A 14,902-nucleotide genomic window follows, 5' to 3' on the forward strand; every position below is an offset into this window, starting at 1 on the left:
CATCCGCCACTACCGCACGCAGCGCGGATTGACGCTCGACCGGCTCGGCGAACTCGTCGACACCGTGCCCAGTCAGCTCTCGCTCATCGAGAACGGCAAGCGCGAGCCGAAGCTCTCGCTGCTCACCCGCATCGGCGAGGCCCTCGGCGTCGAGCTCGCTGAGTTGCTGCGCAGCGAGCCGCCGGACGAACGCAGCGCCCTCGAGCTCGAGCTCGCCCGCTACCAGCGATCGAGCCTCTACGCCAAGACGAATCTTCCCGTCGTCAAGGTGCCCCGCGGAACCCCCACGCCCATGCTCGAGGCGCTCGTCGGCCTGCACCGCGAGCTCGCGCGGGCGGCATCCGAGAAGATCGCGACCCCGGAGGAGGCGCGCCGGGCCAACACCGAGCTGCGCGCCTGGATGCGCGAGCGCGACAACTACCTTCCCGAGATCGAGAGGACCGCCGAGCAGCTCGTCGCCAAGACCGGCCACACCTCCGGCGCACTCACCCATCGCGAGGTGAGCATCATGGCCGAGCAGCTCGGCTTCACGCTCATCTACGTCAGCGACCTGCCGCGCTCGACGCGCAGCATCACCGATCTGCCCGGCGGCAAGATCTACCTGCCGCCCTCGTCGATTCCCGGCGGTCACGGCCTGCGCTCGATGGCGCTGCAGGCGATCGCGCATCGCGTACTCGGCCACACTCCCCCTGGCGATTACGAGAACTTCTTGCGCCAGCGCCTCGAGATCAACTACTTCGCCGCATGCTGCCTCATGCCGGAGTCGGCGGCGGTCGCCTACCTCGCCCAGGCGAAGAAGAACCGCGAACTCGCCGTCGAGGACTTCCGGGACGCGTTCGGCGTCACCCAGGAATCCGCCGCGCAGCGCTTCACCAACCTGGCCACCCGCCACCTCGACCTGCGCGTGCACTTCCTGCGCGTCGGCGACGACGGTGCCATCTACCGGGCGTACGAGAACGACGGATTGCCCCTGCCGACCGACGTGACCGGCGCTGTCGAGGGACAGTATGCCTGCCGGAAGTGGATCGCGCGCTCGGCGCTGAGTCAGGCATCCCACACCACCGAGATCTCCCAGTACACCGACACCCCAGCGGGCACCTTCTGGTGCTCGACCCAGACGGGAACGGCGGGAAGCGAAGCCTTCTCCATCACATTCGGAGTGCCCTTCGACGATGCGAAGTGGTTCCGCGGGCGCGAGACGACGAACCGGGCGAAGTCCTTCTGCCCCGACCCGGAGTGCTGCCGGAACCCGCCCACCGACCTCGCCTCGCACTGGTCGGGCAACGCCTGGCCGAGCGCCCGCCTGCATGCGCATGTGCTCTCGCCGCTGCCGGAGGGCGAGTTCCCCGGCGTCGACGACAACGAACTCTACGAGTTCCTCGAGCGGCACTCGCAAGGCTGATTCGTCACCACTTCGCCGGAAGGTGCTCCGAGATGACACGGCGCACCGTGCCCGAGGCCGAGCGCAGAACCAGCGACTCGGTGCGGATGACGCGGCTGGTGCGCTCGACGCCGCGCACGAGGTCGCCGGACGTGATGCCCGTCGCGACGAAGTACGTGTTGTCACCCCTGACGAGGTCATCGGCCTCGAGCACGCGGTCGAGCACGTGCCCGGCGTCGAGCGCCTTCTGCCGCTCTGCGTCGTCGCGAGGAGCGAGGACGCCCTGAATCAGACCGCCGAGACCCTTCACCGCGCAGGCGGTGATGATGCCTTCGGGTGAACCGCCGATACCCACGCACAGGTCGACGGGCGAGTCGTAGCTCGCCGCCGTGATGCCGCCTGCGACGTCGCCGTCAAGCAGGAGGTGCACGCCGGCGCCGGCCTCGCGGATCTCAGCGATCAGCTTTTCGTGCCGAGGGCGGTCGAGCACAGCCACCCGGATGTCGTCGACGCTCTTGCGCTTGGCCTTCGCTAGCGCACGGATGTTCTCGGCGATCGGATTGCGGATGTCGACGACGCCGACGCCCTCCGGACCTGCGACGAGCTTGTCCATGTAGAACACCGCCGATGGGTCGTACATCGAGCCGCGGTCGGAGACGGCGAGCACGGACAGCGCGTTGGGGCGCCCGGCCGCGGTGAGCGAGGTGCCTTCGACGGGGTCGACGGCGATGTCGCACGACGGCCCCAGGCCGTCGCCGACGTGCTCTCCGTTGAAGAGCATGGGTGCGTTGTCCTTCTCGCCCTCGCCGATGACGACGACACCGTCGAAGTGGACCGTGGAGAGGAACGCCCTCATGCCGTCGACGGCCGCGCCGTCGGCATCGTTCTTGCGGCCCTTGCCGACCCACGAGGACGCGCGGATGGCCGCGGCCTCGGTCGCGCGGACCAGTTCCATGGCGATGTTGCGGTCGGGGACGGCGGGGGCGGCACGGTTCGTGTCTTCGACGGTGAGAGTCACGGCTTTCACGCTAAGCGCGCATACCGGGTGAATTTCCGCGCTGCACGGCGAAAGAATCGCAGTTCTTGGCGATTGGCGAACGAGAGTCCCCCAGTCCGGCGTGAACTGCGTGACGCATCGCGTCGCGTCGCCAGCCACCTCGAGAACGCGAGCCGACTGTGAGACTCGAACTCACGACCTGCTGTTTACAAGACAGCTGCTCTACCAACTGAGCTAAGCCGGCGACCGCGCCAAGTCTATTCGGCGCTCCAGGGCCGGTCTCAGCGCGACGGCGTCATCACGACCTGGCCGGCCCAGGCGAAGCCGCCGCCGAAGCCGAACAGCAGTGCCGGAGCGCCGGCCGGGATCCTGCCCTCGTGCCACCACTTCGAGAAGCCGAGCGGGACGCTCGCCGCCGAGGTGTTGCCCGAGACCACGATGTCGGTGACGATCACGGTGTCGTCTTCGAAGCCGAGCTGGCCGACGATCGGCTCGATGATGCGCAGATTGGCCTGATGGGGCACGAAGACCTTGATGTCGGCCATGTCGAGCCCCGCCGTGGCGACGGCCGAGCGCACGATGTCGGCCGACTTGCTCAGCGCCCAGCGCAGGATCATCCGCCCGTCCTGGGTGAACTTGTTGCCGTTGGAGCGCTCGACGACGACGGCGCGCTCCATCTCGGTCTCGCTGCCCCACACGACCGGGCCGATGCCGACCTCGTCGGATGCCTCGATGACGAAGGCGCCCGCGCCGTCGGCGATGAGCACGCAGGTCGTGCGATCCGTCCAGTCGGTGATGTCGCTGAGCTTCTCGGCGCCGATGACGACAGCGCGCGTCGCACTGCCGGCGCGGATCGCGTTGTCGGCGATCGCCAACGCGTGCTCGAAGCCCGAGCAGGCGACGTTGACGTCGACGATGGCAGGGCTGTTCGTCGCGCCCAGGATCGCGGCGGCCCGGCCAGCCATGTTGGGGCTGTGGTCGAGCGCCGAGGTTGACGTCACCACCCAGAGGTCGATGTCGTCGACACCGAGGCCGGCATCCGCGAGCGCGTGACGCGCGGCGGCGGCGGCCATCACCGGAACCGTCTCCTCCGCGGAGGCGATGTGACGCTCGACGATGCCGGTGCGCTGCCGAATCCACTCGTCGTTCGTGTCGACGATCGTGGCGAGGTCGAAGTTGGTGAGCACCTTCTCCGGCTGGAAGTGGCCGATACCGACGATCCGGGAACCCGCGACGGCGGGCGCTGTCTTCAGCATGATTTCATCCTGTCACTTGGTGCCGGTGCCACTGGTGAAACCCACGGTGGTCGACGCGGACGGCGACGGCGTGCTCGTGGCGCTCGGCTGCGGCGAGGCGGTACTGTATGCGCTGCTCTGGGCGAGCTGGATGAACACGCGGAAGTCCTGCGCGCTCGTGGGCGAGCCCGTATAAGTTTTGCCATTCACCACGACGAGCAGCGTATTCGTGCCGAGCGCGGCGGTGTCGGAGTTCGGCAGCGGGCCCTCCAGGGCCCGGCCTGCGGCATCCTGCGCCCAGCTGTCGTAGCGGTGGTCGGCGATGCAGGCAGCAACGTCCTTGCTCGTCGCGCCCGCCTCGACGGCGATCTGCTGCAGGTCGCCGTCGGACAGCACGCCGCCGGGCGGTGGCTGGCTGGCGAAGACGTCCTTGTGGTACGTCCAGAAGTTGTCGGGGTCGAAGTTGGCCACGCAGGCAGCGGCGTTGACGGCGTGCAGCGCGGCATCCCCGGATTCCGTCGTCAGCGGCAGCGGGTGGATCTCGACGGTCGCGGCGCCCGACTTCACGAGAGCGCTGAGCTGGTCGCTGTTGGCGGCGGTGAACTGCGCGCCCAGCGGGCTGAGGTAGTCGACGTACTCGACGATGGTCACGGTCTGGCCCGCGGTGCTCACCGGATTGGGCGTCGGGGTCGCGTGCGCCGCGAGCGGCGCAGAGCGTTCGGCCTTGAGGCCCGTGCCGATGAGGATGCCGTCGGAACTCATGTTCGCCGGCCCCGACTGCGGCGGGCGGACGCTCGTGCTGATGACGACCCCGATGACGGTGCCGATGACGGCGATGCCGACGGCGATGCCGACCCAGGTCAGCCAGCCGCGGCGGCGATCGCGCTTGGCCTGGTCGTCGCGCAGTCGGCGGGCCTTCTCGCGGGCGGCGGCACGGCGCTCGCCGTTAGCCGGCCGGTCCGCGCGCGGCGGAAGGTCAGTCATAAAGTCGCTTTCGAAGGGCGGCGCGGGGGCGGGCGCCGGGGGTAGAGCCTTTCGATCCTAGGTCGGCGCTCCTGGCAATCCCCCGAACGGGACGCCGGATCGGCGCGCGACCTGATGCCCTAGCATGGCACCAGCCCCGGGGCCGCACAACTCCCACTCACTGCGGATCGTCCGGCACGTGCCTGCCGGTGAGGAGAACTACCGTCATGTCGTCCGTCGTCTTCGACCACGCCACCCGGATCTACCCGGGGAACACCCGCCCCTCCGTCGACAAGCTGAACCTCGAGATCGCCGATGGCGAGTTCATCGTCATGGTCGGCCCGTCCGGCTCTGGAAAGTCCACGGCACTGCGCATGCTCGCCGGCCTCGAGGAGCTCGATGAGGGCGACATCCTCATCGGCGATCGCAACGTCACCGACGTCGCCCCGAAGGATCGCGACATCGCGATGGTGTTCCAGAACTACGCGCTCTACCCGCATATGACGGTGGCCGAGAACATGGGCTTCGCACTCAAGATCGCCGGAGTGCGCAAGGAGGAACGCGAGAGGCGCGTCCTCGAGGCGGCCAAGATGCTCGACCTCGAGCAGTATCTGGGGCGCAAGCCCAAAGCGCTCTCCGGCGGCCAGCGCCAGCGCGTCGCCATGGGCCGCGCGATCGTGCGCAGCCCCCAGGTCTTCCTCATGGACGAGCCGCTGTCCAACCTCGACGCGAAGCTGCGCGTGCAGACCCGCACCCAGATCTCGCAACTCACCCGCCGCCTCGGCGTCACCACGGTCTACGTCACGCACGACCAGACCGAAGCGATGACGATGGGCGACCGCATCGCCGTGCTCAAGGACGGCGTGCTGCAGCAGGTCGGCACCCCGCGCGAGCTCTACTCGAACCCGATCAACGTCTTCGTCGCCGGATTCATCGGCAGCCCGGCCATGAACCTCTTCACGGTCGACGTCGTCGAGGGCGGGGTGCAGTTCGGCACGCAGCTCATCCCCGTGGATGCCGCGCTGCTCGCCGGCGCCGGCAACGAGGTCACGATCGGCATCCGCCCCGAGGACGTCGTGCTCTCCGCCGCGGCCGAGCACGGCCTCGAGGTGCACGTCGACATCGTCGAGGAGCTCGGCGCCGACGGCTACCTCTCTGGTCACGCCGAACGCTCGGGACAGCGCAGCGACGTCGTCGCCCGCATCGACGGCCGCGACCGCCCGAGCGGCGGCGAGACCGTCGTCATCCGGCTGAAGCCGGCGCACGTCCACATCTTCAACGTGGAGACGGGCGGGCGCATCGGCGGCGCCATCGTCGACTAGGCACCGTGCCCGACTCGCTCTCCATCACGTCTGCCACGGTGGATCCGGCCCTGCTGGATCTGCCTTGGCGGCTCCCGCTCGAGGACTGGGCGAATGACACCATCGCGCAACTGCCCAAGGGCATCTCGCGGCACCTCGTGCGGTTCGCGAATCTGTCAGGGTACGTCGCCGCCGTCAAGGAGACGACGGCGGGACTCGCCCAGAGCGAGTACGAGATGCTCGGCACCCTGCAGCGCCTCGACATCCCCTGCGTCGAGCCGGTCGCGGTCGTCACCGGGCGCACCGCCGCGACGGGCGAGGCGCTCATGCCGTGCCTCGTGACGCGGCACCTCAAGTTCTCGCTGCCCTACCGGCAGGTGTTCTCGCGGACGCTGCGCCCCGATACCGCGACGCGCCTCGTCGACGCGCTCGCCGTGCTGCTCGTGCGACTGCACATGGTCGGCTTCTTCTGGGGCGACGTCTCGCTGTCCAACACGCTGTTCCGGCGGGATGCCGGGGCCTTCGCCGCCTACCTCGTCGACGCGGAGACCGGCGAGCTCCATGAATCCGGCCTCTCCTCGGGTCAGCGGGAGCACGACCTCGAGATCGCGACGGTCAACATCGCAGGCGAGCTCATGGACCTCGAGGCCGGGGGGCGGGCGTCCGACGACCTCGACCCGGTCGCCATCTCGCGCGGCATCGCGGACGCCTACCACTCCTTGTGGACCGAACTCACCGAGAGCGAGACCTTCGACGCCGACGAGCGCTGGCGCATCACCGAGCGCGTGGGGCGGCTCAACGACCTCGGCTTCGACATCGGGGAACTCACGATCGTCACCGGCGACGAGGGCTCGACGGTGCGCATCCAGCCCAAGGTGGTGGATGCCGGACACCACCAGCGCCGCCTGCTCCGGCTCACCGGCCTCGACGCCGGCGAGAACCAGGCCCGCCGCCTGCTCAACGACCTCGACGGCTACGCGGTGACGCACGCCCGACCGGGCGCCGACGAGGAGGCCATCGCCCAGGAGTGGCTGACACGCGTGTTCGAGCCGGTGGTGCGCAGCATCCCGGTCGAGCTGCGCGGCAAGCTCGAGCCTGCCGAGGTGTTCCACCAGCTCCTCGACCACCGCTGGTTCATCTCGCAGGACCAGAAGCGGAATGTGCCGCTGGCCGAGGCGGTGCAGAGCTACATCAGCACCGTGCTGCGTCACCGCCGGGACGAGGCGACGGTCATCGCCGTGCCCACGGAGGCCATCGCGCTGGCCGATCCGCCCGACCCGCCCGGCTCCGACGGCGACTGGCGGGCCACGGTGTGACCCGGCGCCTCCACCCCGGCTAGGAGCCGTCGCGGGCTTCTTCGCCTTCCTCGCCCTCGTCGCCGCAGAGGGGGTCTTTTGGGGCCAGTCGGGGGCGGCCGGCTAGCTCGATCGACCCGCGCGGAGCTTCGCGATCTCATAGAGGGCGACGGATGCCGCGATGCCGGCGTTGAGCGACTCGACGGCGCTGATCGGGATGGACACGACCTGGTCGCAGGTCTCGGTGACGATCCGCGACAGCCCCTTGCCCTCACTGCCCACGACGACGACGACCGGACGGTCGGCGAGAGCGAGGCCGGGCAGCGGGGTGTCGCCGCCGCCGTCGAGGCCGAGAACGAACAGCCCGCGCTTCTGGTAATCCTTGAGCGTCTGGGTGAGGTTCGCCGCCATCGCGACCGGAGTGCGCGCCGCGGCGCCCGCCGAGGTCTTCCAGGCCGCGGCGTTGACCCCCGCCGAGCGGCGCTGCGGCACGATGACGCCCTGACCGCCGAACGCCGCCGTCGAGCGGATGATCGCCCCGAGGTTGCGCGGGTCGGTGACGCCGTCGAGGGCGACGAGCAGCGGCGTGAGCCCCTTCTCGAGGACGGAGTCGAGCAGCTCCTGCGGGTGCGCGTACGCATAGGGCGGCACCTTGAGCGCGATGCCCTGGTGCACGGCGTCGCGCCCGGCCATCCGGTCGATCTCCGGCCGCATGACCTCGAGCACGGGGATGCCGCGATGCGTCGCGAGCGCGAGGGACTCCTTCACGCGATCATCGATGTCGACCTTCGCCGCGATGTACAGCGCGATCGCCGGGATCTTGGCCCGCAGCGCCTCGAGCACGGAGTTTCGCCCGGTGACGATCTCGGTGTCGTCGGTGCCCTGGGGGCGTCGCCCCGACGCGCCGAACGCCCCGGCATCGGCACCGCCGCGCTTCGCGACGTTGGCCGCCGCCCGCTCGGCGAGCTGCTTGCGACGGTGCGCGGGGTGGTATTCGCGGTCCTCCGCCTTCGGCGTCGGGCCCTTGCCGGCGAGGGCCTTGCGGCCATGCCCACCGGTGCCCTTCCTATTTGTCGCCAAGGCTCCACCTCGATCCGCTGGGAGTGTCTGCGATCTGGATGCCGGCAGCCAGAAGCTCGTCGCGCACCCGGTCGGCGACGGCGAAGTCCTTCGCCGCGCGCGCGGCCTGGCGCTCGTCGAGAAGCCTAGTCACGAGCGCGCCGAGCGCATCGGCGGCCGCGGTGCCGGACTCGTCCGCCCACTCGTTCGGGCTGATGCCGAGCACCGCGGTCATGCCGAGCACCTTGCCGCGTGCGGCGGCCGCGGTGCCGAGATCCTCTGCGTCGAGGGCGGTGTTGCCCTCGCGCACCGTCTCGTGCAGCACGGCGATCGCCTGCGGCACGCCGAGGTCATCGTCCATCGCCTCACCGAACTCGTCGGGGATGGCCGGCACAGCGGCCGTCGTGAACCGCGTGCCCTCGAGTCGGCGGCCGCTGCGCTCGAGGAAGCCCTCGATGCGCGACACGGCGGCCTCGGCCTCTGCGAGGGAGGAATCCGTGTAGTCGATCGTCGAGCGGTAGTGCGCCGAACCCAGCGCATAGCGCACGACGAGCGGGCGGGCCGCACCGAGCAGGTCGGCGGCGTAGATGGAGTTGCCGAGCGACTTCGACATCTTCTGGCCGTTCACGTTGACGAGTCCGTTGTGCACCCAGAAGCGCGCGAAGGCGTCGCCGGCCGCGTTCGACTGGGCGAGCTCGTTCTCGTGGTGCGGGAAGCGCAGGTCGAGTCCGCCGCCGTGGATGTCGAAGGCGGGGCCGAGATAGCGCGCGCTCATCGCCGAGCACTCGATGTGCCAGCCGGGGCGGCCCGGCCCCCAGGGGCTGTTCCACGACGCCGACTCCGGTTCGTCGGCCTTACGGCCCTTCCACAGGGCGAAGTCACGCGGGTCGCGCTTGGCGCGCGGGTCGGCGTCGGCGGCGTCCTGCATGTCGTCGACCGACTGGTGGGTGAGCGCGCCGTAGGCCGGCCAGCTCGTCACATCGAAGTACACGTCGCCCGAGTCGTCCGCGGCGGCGTAGGCGTGGCCGCGGTCGATGAGCCGGCCGATGAGCTCCTGCATCTGAGGGATCGACGCGGTCGCGCGCGGCTCGTACGTCGGCGGCAGGATTCCGAGGGCGCGGTACGCCGCCGTGAACTCCAGCTCGAACCGGTAGGCCAGCGCGAACCACTCCTCGCGCGAACCGGCCGCCTGAGCCGCCGCGGCATTGACCAGGATCTTGTCGTCGATGTCGGTGACGTTGCGCACCAGCGTGACGTCACCGAAGCGATGGGCGAGCCAGCGGCGCAGGATGTCGTAGTTCAGCGCGCTGCGCAGGTGCCCGATGTGCGGCGACGACTGGACGGTGGGACCGCACACGTAGACGCCGACATGGCCCGGCACCAGTGGCACGAAATCGAGCAGGGCCTGAGCCTTGGTGTCGTAGAGGCGCACTGTCACGGGCCGAGTTTACCGGGCGGTCCGTCGGGCCCTTCGAGCGTGACGGTGCCGGTCTCGGGCGGCGGTGCGCCTTCGTGGACGCCGGTGCGCAGCGCCCGAAGCTCGCGGGCGACGACGGCGAGCTCACGCCGGACGGCTCTGAGGTCGGACTCCTCCTGCTCGCTGAACCGCGAGATCATCCAGGTGCCCGCCGTGCCGGCGATCGTGCCGATGAGGATGATGCCCACGACCATGAGACCGATCGCGACGAGGCGCCCCGTGACCGTCACCGGCACGTAGTCGCCGTAGCCGACGGTCGTGATCGTGGCGCAGGCCCACCACAGTGCGTCGCCGAAAGAGCGGATCGTCGCCCCCGCCGCATCCCGCTCGGCGTCGAGCTCGGCGAGCGAGGCGATGAAGACGACGGCCACCGTGTAAGAGGAGATGTAGAGGAGGATCCGCCGGCCGAACGCCACGCCGGCGATGCGGTCGACGACCGCGACGATGCGCACGAGACGCAGCAGCCGGAGCGGCCGGAACATCGGCAGCACGACGATGAGCAGGTCGAGGATATGGCGCCAGAACCAGTGCCACCTCCGCTCAGCGAGCCACAGGTTGAGGAGGTAGTCGACGATGAAGACGACCCACACCGCCCCCATGACGATGTCGGCGGCATCCCGCGCGCTACCGCGCAGGTCGAGCAGCACCTCGAGGGCGTAGGCGACGAGGAAGACGAAGGCCGCACCCGCGAGCGGCCAGTCGGAGAACGTGCGCCAGCGCTGCTGCGTGAGGGTGCCGATCGCCGCCATACGCCTACGGTAGGGCGGCGGAGGCGACGAACGCACCAACCCGGCCATGGTGATCCGGCGATTACGGCGGATGCGCGCCCGGCTAAGACGGGCGCGGCGAAGAATGCAGCAACACGGTGGCGACGGCCGTCAGACCCTCGCCGCGGCCCGTGAGGCCGAGCCCATCGGTCGTCGTCGCCGAGACCGAGACCGGCGCGCCGAGGATTCCGCCGAGCACGCCCTCGGCCTCCGCCCGGCGCGGTCCGAGTCGGGGGCGGTTGCCGACGACCTGGACGACGACGTTCCCGATGCGGAACCCGGCCGCCTCGACCATGCGCCGCGCCGCGGCGAGGAACACCTCGCCGTGCGCTCCGGCGAAGCGCGGGTCGTCCACCCCGAAGACGGAGCCGATGTCGCCGAGCCCAGCGGCTGACAGCAGGGCGTCGACGATCGCGTGCGCGGCGGCGTCGCCGTCGGAGTGCCCGGTCAGGCCGCGCTCACCGGGCCATTCGAGGCAGGCCAGCCACAGCGGCCCGTCGCCGAAACGATGGGTGTCCGTGCCGATGCCCACGCGCGGGGTCATGCCGTCATCCTCGCGTCACCGGCACGCAACGCAACGAACGCGCCCTACCGGCCATGGCGGTTCGGCAACATGCACGTCACCTGCGCAGCCGACAGGGCCACCCGCGCCGCAGCAGCGACGGCGCGGAAACGGATCACGACGCGAGCACCTCGTCGAGGACATTCGAGGCTTTTTCCTCGTCGGTCTTCTCAGCGAGCGCCAACTCGGAGATGAGGATCTGGCGCGCCTTGGCGAGCATGCGCTTCTCACCGGCGGAGAGACCGCGGTCCTGATCGCGGCGCCAGAGATCGCGCACGACCTCGGAAACCTTGATGACGTCGCCCGAGGCGAGCTTCTCAAGGTTGGCCTTGTACCGGCGGGACCAGTTCGTCGGCTCTTCCGTGAACGGGGCGCGCAGCACCTCGAACACGCGGTCGAGGCCCTCCCTGCCGATGACGTCGCGCACGCCGACGAGGTCGACGTTGTCGGCGGGAACCTCGATGGTCAGGTCGCCCTGGGTGACGTTGAGCTTGAGGTAGACCTTCTCTTCGCCCCTGATGACCCTTTTCTTGACTTCGGTGATTGTCGCTGCACCGTGATGGGGGTAAACGACGGTCTCGCCAACCTCGAAGAGCATGAAGGGGTCCTTTCAGAGCAACGCCCAGTCTACCACGGCGGGCCGACGCCGACCGGGGCCGCCGGGGGGCTGATCGGCCTCAGAACCGCGCCGATCCGGGCATCCCGGCGCCTCGGCCGCCCGTCGGCGTGGACTAGACTCGATTCCGAATTTGTCACCTACGGAGGTTTCGTGAAGGCACGCGCCGCAGCATCCATCGTCCTCTCCGTCGGCCTCGCCGGCGGCCTCGCCGGCTGCAACCTTCTCTCCCCGCAGGCCACCACCAAGCACTACGTCGCCAGCGACGGCGTCAGCGGGAACTTCGGCAATGGCATCGCCGTGCGCAATGCCTTCCTGGTCGACGGCGGCAATGGCGCGGCGAACCTCGTGGCAACCTTCGTCTCGCCCGATGTCCTGGGCGGCACCGTCACGGTGCAGCCGAACGCCGATGCCGCGCTGACGCAATCGGTGGCCCTCACCGGCGGCAGCCAGGTCACCGTGATCGGCCCGACGACGACCGTCACTTTCTCCGGTCTCGACGCCCAGCCGGGCTCGCTCGTCCCGCTCTACTTCCAGAGCAGCGGCGGCGAGGGCGTCACTCTCGATGTGCCGGTGCTCACGAACGAGATCGGCGCTTACGCCACGCTCGCTCCGAGCGCGGCCGCGCAGTAGCGGGCGAAGCCGGTGAGTTACTCGGACTCGAAGCGATAGCCCAACCCGCGAACGGTCACCAGCATCTTCGGGTCCGACGGATTGCGCTCGATGCGCGAGCGGATTCGCTTGATGTGCACGTCCAGGGTCTTCGTGTCGCCGAAGTAGTCGCTGCCCCACACGCGGTCGATGAGCTGGCCGCGCGTCAGCACACGGCCCGCGTTGCGCAGCAGCAGCTCGAGCAGCTCGAACTCCTTGAGCGGCATGGGGGTGTCGGTGCCCGAGACGCTGACGGTGTGGCGGTCGACGTCCATGCGCACGTCGCCGACCTCGAGCACGCCATCGTCGACGATGTCCGGCTCGGTGCGACGGCGCAGCACGGCGCGGATGCGCGCGAGCAGCTCGCGGCTCGAGTACGGCTTCGTCACGTAGTCGTCCGCACCGAGTTCGAGCCCGACCACGATGTCGACCTCCGAGTCCTTCGCGGTGAGCATGATGATGGGGACGCTGGAGCGAGTGCGGATCTCGCGGCAGACCTCGGTGCCCGGAATCCCCGGCAGCATGAGGTCGAGCAGGATGAGGTCGGCGCCGTCGCGGTCGAAGATGCCGACGGCGTCCGTCCCGGTCTCGGCGATGACCACCTCGTAGCCCTCGCGGCGCAGCAGGAAGGCGAGCGGCTCGCTGAGCGAGGGCTCGTCCTCGACGAGCAGGATGCGGGTCACGGTGCGGTTTCTCCTTGGGCTGTGGCGAGGACGCGGGCGGCGTCGGCCTGCGGCAGGCGGATGGTGAAGGTGGAGCCGCGCCCGGGCTGCGACCAGACGCGGACATCGCCGCCGTGGTTCTGCACCGCGTGCTTGACGATCGAGAGGCCGAGCCCCGTGCCGCCCGTGGCGCGCGAGCGCGCCTGGTCGACGCGGAAGAAGCGCTCGAAGATGCGGCTCTGATCGGCGTCGGGAATCCCCTCGCCCTGATCGGTGACGGCGATCTCGACGACCCCGTCGTTGACGCGGGCGCCGATGCCGACCCGCGAGCCGTCGGGCGAGTAGCGGATGGCGTTCGAGATGAGGTTGTCGACGGCGGTGATGAGCAGCCGAGGGTCGCCGTAGACCTGTGCATCGCTGCGCTCGCTGGTGGCGAGCTCGATGCCGTGGAGCTCGGCGGTGACGCGGTTTTGATCGACCGCGGCCGAGAGGATGCGGTCGATGGAGACGAGTTCGGCATTGGCGACGACGTCGACGGCCTGCAGCCGCGAGAGTTCGATGATGTCCTGGGTGAGGGTCGCGATCCGACCGGATTCCGCGGTGAGGCGCTCCGCGAAGATGCGAACCTGCTCGGGGTCGTCGGCCGCCGTCGTGAGCGCCTCGGCGAGCAATCCGATGGCCCCGATCGGGGTCTTGAGCTCATGGGAGATGTTGGCGACGAAGTCGCGGCGCACCGCCTCGAGGCGGTACGACTCGGTGCGGTCGTCGACGAGCAGCAGCACGAAGCGGCTGCCGAGCACCGAGGCGCGCACGCTCACCTGGAGCGTCGCGTCCCGGAAGCGCCCGAACTGCAGCTCGAACTCCTCGGAGACGCTCTCGCCGGTATGGCGCACCCGGTTGACGACGTCGATGAGTTCGCTGAAGACGATGTGGCCGTTCGAGACGAGTGCGAGCTGGTGCGCGCGCGCCGACGCCTTGACCACGTTGAGCGACTGGTCGACGACGAGGCCCGCGGACTCCATCGCGTCGAGCACCTCGGCGACGCCGTCCGGCACGCCGTTGCCCGCGACATGCGTAGCGGCGCGGCTGCGCCGGGCGACGACGGTGAGGACCGCGACGAAGCCTGCCCCGACCAGGAGGCCGAGAGCGGCGGCGACCAGCACCTGCCAGGTGTCGTGCATGGCACTACAGTAACGAGACGTGCGTCGGCCACCCCGACCGAGTCGAGGGCGATCGCGCGTACTTTAGACAGTGTTAAGGCCCCAGCCAGCACCCGTTCACCTGCCCTGATGAGGATGCTGACGGGCAGCCGCTGCGGCGGCGAGATACGAGTAGAGAGCCGCGACGACATGCGCGAGGTATTCCAGCAGGAGTTGTACGAGGTGCAGGTGCGCCTCGTCGAGATCAGCGAGCTGGTGCTCCAGTCCATCCGCAAGGCGACCGAGGCGTTCAACGAGTCCGACGTGGCGCTCGCTGACCAAGTCATCTCGGCCGATCGCGAGATCGACGAGGCGGCGCTCTCACTCGACGAGCTCGCGATCGAGATCCTCTACCGCGAGCAGCCCATGGCCCGCGACCTGCGGATCGTCGTCAGCGCGCTGCGGATGAGCGCCTCGCTCGAGCGCATGGGCGACCTCGCCCAGCACATCGCGCAGCTCGCCCGCTACCGCTACCCCGACAGGGTCGTGCCCGACAGCCTGCACGGGACCTTCCTCAAGCTCGGCGCCCAGGACGTCCTCATCGCCCAGATGCTCACCGAGCTGCTGCGCACGCAGGATGTCGAGCTCGGCGACCGCATCCGCAGTGAGGACGACGTCGTGGACAAGCTGCACCAGAGCGTCTTCGACGCCGTGCTCAGCCCCGATTGGACGGGCGAGGCCGGGAACACGGTCGACGTGACCCTCGCCTCGCGCTACCACGAACGCTTCGCCGACCA

General features: G+C 69.6%; 14 protein-coding genes, 1 tRNA gene and 1 pseudogene. 5 read left to right on the forward strand and 11 right to left on the reverse strand.

From position 1 onward, the window contains the following. Position 1: 1 nt before the first annotated feature. Positions 2-1,402: an XRE family transcriptional regulator gene (locus tag M7D61_RS04370; protein ID WP_298227981.1), complete on the forward strand. Its 1,401-nt coding sequence runs from the start codon at positions 2-4 to the stop codon at positions 1,400-1,402. A 4-nt stretch (positions 1,403-1,406) separates the two neighbouring features. Here M7D61_RS04370 and glpX read toward each other — a convergent pair whose 3' ends face one another. The 4 genes from glpX to M7D61_RS04390 all read right to left on the reverse strand — a co-directional run bounded on the left by glpX (position 1,407) and on the right by M7D61_RS04390 (position 4,597). Next, the gene (gene glpX, locus M7D61_RS04375) at positions 1,407-2,336 is read right to left on the reverse strand and encodes a class II fructose-bisphosphatase (protein WP_298228008.1); all 930 of its coding nucleotides are present in this window, start codon (positions 2,334-2,336) and stop codon (positions 1,407-1,409) included. Positions 2,337-2,549: 213 nt separating this feature from the next. Beyond that, positions 2,550-2,622 (reverse strand) — tRNA-Thr (locus M7D61_RS04380). 37 nt (positions 2,623-2,659) lie between these two features. Beyond that, positions 2,660-3,634 (reverse strand): beta-ketoacyl-ACP synthase 3, encoded by a 975-nt coding sequence (locus M7D61_RS04385; protein ID WP_298227983.1) that lies wholly within the window; start codon positions 3,632-3,634, stop codon positions 2,660-2,662. Between the two features lie 12 nt (positions 3,635-3,646). Beyond that, positions 3,647-4,597, reverse strand: coding sequence for a thioredoxin domain-containing protein (locus M7D61_RS04390; protein ID WP_298227985.1), 951 nt, complete (start codon positions 4,595-4,597; stop codon positions 3,647-3,649). A gap of 206 nt (positions 4,598-4,803) precedes the next feature. Here M7D61_RS04390 and ugpC point away from each other — a divergent pair, with 206 nt between their 5' ends. Then, the gene (ugpC, locus tag M7D61_RS04395; protein ID WP_298227987.1) at positions 4,804-5,898 is read left to right on the forward strand and encodes a sn-glycerol-3-phosphate ABC transporter ATP-binding protein UgpC; all 1,095 of its coding nucleotides are present in this window, start codon (positions 4,804-4,806) and stop codon (positions 5,896-5,898) included. A gap of 5 nt (positions 5,899-5,903) precedes the next feature. Next, positions 5,904-7,193 carry a DUF4032 domain-containing protein gene (locus tag M7D61_RS04400; RefSeq protein WP_298227989.1) on the forward strand — a complete coding sequence of 430 codons (1,290 nt, stop codon included), beginning with the start codon at positions 5,904-5,906 and terminating at the stop codon, positions 7,191-7,193. 102 nt (positions 7,194-7,295) lie between these two features. Here the strand turns inward: M7D61_RS04400 and rlmB are convergent, their stop codons facing one another. The 5 genes and pseudogenes from rlmB to M7D61_RS04425 form a co-directional block, all read right to left on the reverse strand. Next, entirely contained in the window at positions 7,296-8,252 is a 957-nt protein-coding gene (gene rlmB / locus M7D61_RS04405; protein WP_298227991.1) for a 23S rRNA (guanosine(2251)-2'-O)-methyltransferase RlmB, read from the reverse strand. After that, entirely contained in the window at positions 8,239-9,669 is a 1,431-nt protein-coding gene (gene cysS / locus M7D61_RS04410; RefSeq protein WP_298227992.1) for a cysteine--tRNA ligase, read from the reverse strand. The genes rlmB and cysS overlap by 14 nt, the downstream gene beginning before the upstream one ends. Continuing rightward, the gene (locus M7D61_RS04415) at positions 9,666-10,457 is read right to left on the reverse strand and encodes a potassium channel family protein (protein ID WP_298227994.1); all 792 of its coding nucleotides are present in this window, start codon (positions 10,455-10,457) and stop codon (positions 9,666-9,668) included. Before M7D61_RS04415 ends, cysS begins: the two co-directional genes overlap by 4 nt. 82 nt (positions 10,458-10,539) lie before the next feature. Continuing rightward, positions 10,540-11,016: pseudogene (gene ispF, locus M7D61_RS04420) on the reverse strand (2-C-methyl-D-erythritol 2,4-cyclodiphosphate synthase); the annotation flags it as partial. A 136-nt stretch (positions 11,017-11,152) separates the two neighbouring features. Then, positions 11,153-11,635: a CarD family transcriptional regulator gene (locus M7D61_RS04425; RefSeq protein ID WP_298227996.1), complete on the reverse strand. Its 483-nt coding sequence runs from the start codon at positions 11,633-11,635 to the stop codon at positions 11,153-11,155. Positions 11,636-11,806: 171 nt separating this feature from the next. Between M7D61_RS04425 and M7D61_RS04430 the strand changes: the two genes are divergently transcribed. After that, entirely contained in the window at positions 11,807-12,286 is a 480-nt protein-coding gene (locus M7D61_RS04430) for a hypothetical protein (protein WP_298227998.1), read from the forward strand. A gap of 17 nt (positions 12,287-12,303) precedes the next feature. On the opposite strand, the gene M7D61_RS04435 is transcribed toward M7D61_RS04430, so the two are convergent. Both M7D61_RS04435 and M7D61_RS04440 read right to left on the reverse strand, forming a co-directional pair. Then, complete coding sequence (locus M7D61_RS04435) at positions 12,304-12,987, reverse strand: response regulator transcription factor (RefSeq protein ID WP_298228000.1); 684 nt, start codon at positions 12,985-12,987, stop codon at positions 12,304-12,306. Beyond that, positions 12,984-14,147: an ATP-binding protein gene (locus M7D61_RS04440; protein ID WP_298228003.1), complete on the reverse strand. Its 1,164-nt coding sequence runs from the start codon at positions 14,145-14,147 to the stop codon at positions 12,984-12,986. Before M7D61_RS04440 ends, M7D61_RS04435 begins: the two co-directional genes overlap by 4 nt. Positions 14,148-14,315: 168 nt before the next feature. Here M7D61_RS04440 and phoU point away from each other — a divergent pair. Further along, positions 14,316-14,902: phosphate signaling complex protein PhoU (phoU, locus tag M7D61_RS04445; RefSeq protein ID WP_298228006.1), on the forward strand; the 587-nt coding region annotated here is incomplete at its 3' end.

The sequence above is a fragment of the Gryllotalpicola sp. genome (genome assembly GCF_027352875.1).
GTDB lineage: Bacteria > Actinomycetota > Actinomycetes > Actinomycetales > Microbacteriaceae > Gryllotalpicola.

Bases quoted from the DNA above. Each gene is read 5' to 3' on its own strand.
- glpX (WP_298228008.1), bottom strand. From the start codon at position 2,336: ATGGAACTGGTCCGCGCGACCGAGGCCGCGGCCATCCGCGCGTCCTCG.
- M7D61_RS04385 (WP_298227983.1), bottom strand. From the start codon at position 3,634: ATGCTGAAGACAGCGCCCGCCGTCGCGGGTTCCCGGATCGTCGGTATC.
- M7D61_RS04390 (WP_298227985.1), bottom strand. From the start codon at position 4,597: ATGACTGACCTTCCGCCGCGCGCGGACCGGCCGGCTAACGGCGAGCGC.
- ugpC (WP_298227987.1), top strand. From the start codon at position 4,804: ATGTCGTCCGTCGTCTTCGACCACGCCACCCGGATCTACCCGGGGAAC.
- M7D61_RS04415 (WP_298227994.1), bottom strand. From the start codon at position 10,457: ATGGCGGCGATCGGCACCCTCACGCAGCAGCGCTGGCGCACGTTCTCC.
- M7D61_RS04425 (WP_298227996.1), bottom strand. From the start codon at position 11,635: ATGCTCTTCGAGGTTGGCGAGACCGTCGTTTACCCCCATCACGGTGCA.
- M7D61_RS04440 (WP_298228003.1), bottom strand. From the start codon at position 14,147: ATGCACGACACCTGGCAGGTGCTGGTCGCCGCCGCTCTCGGCCTCCTG.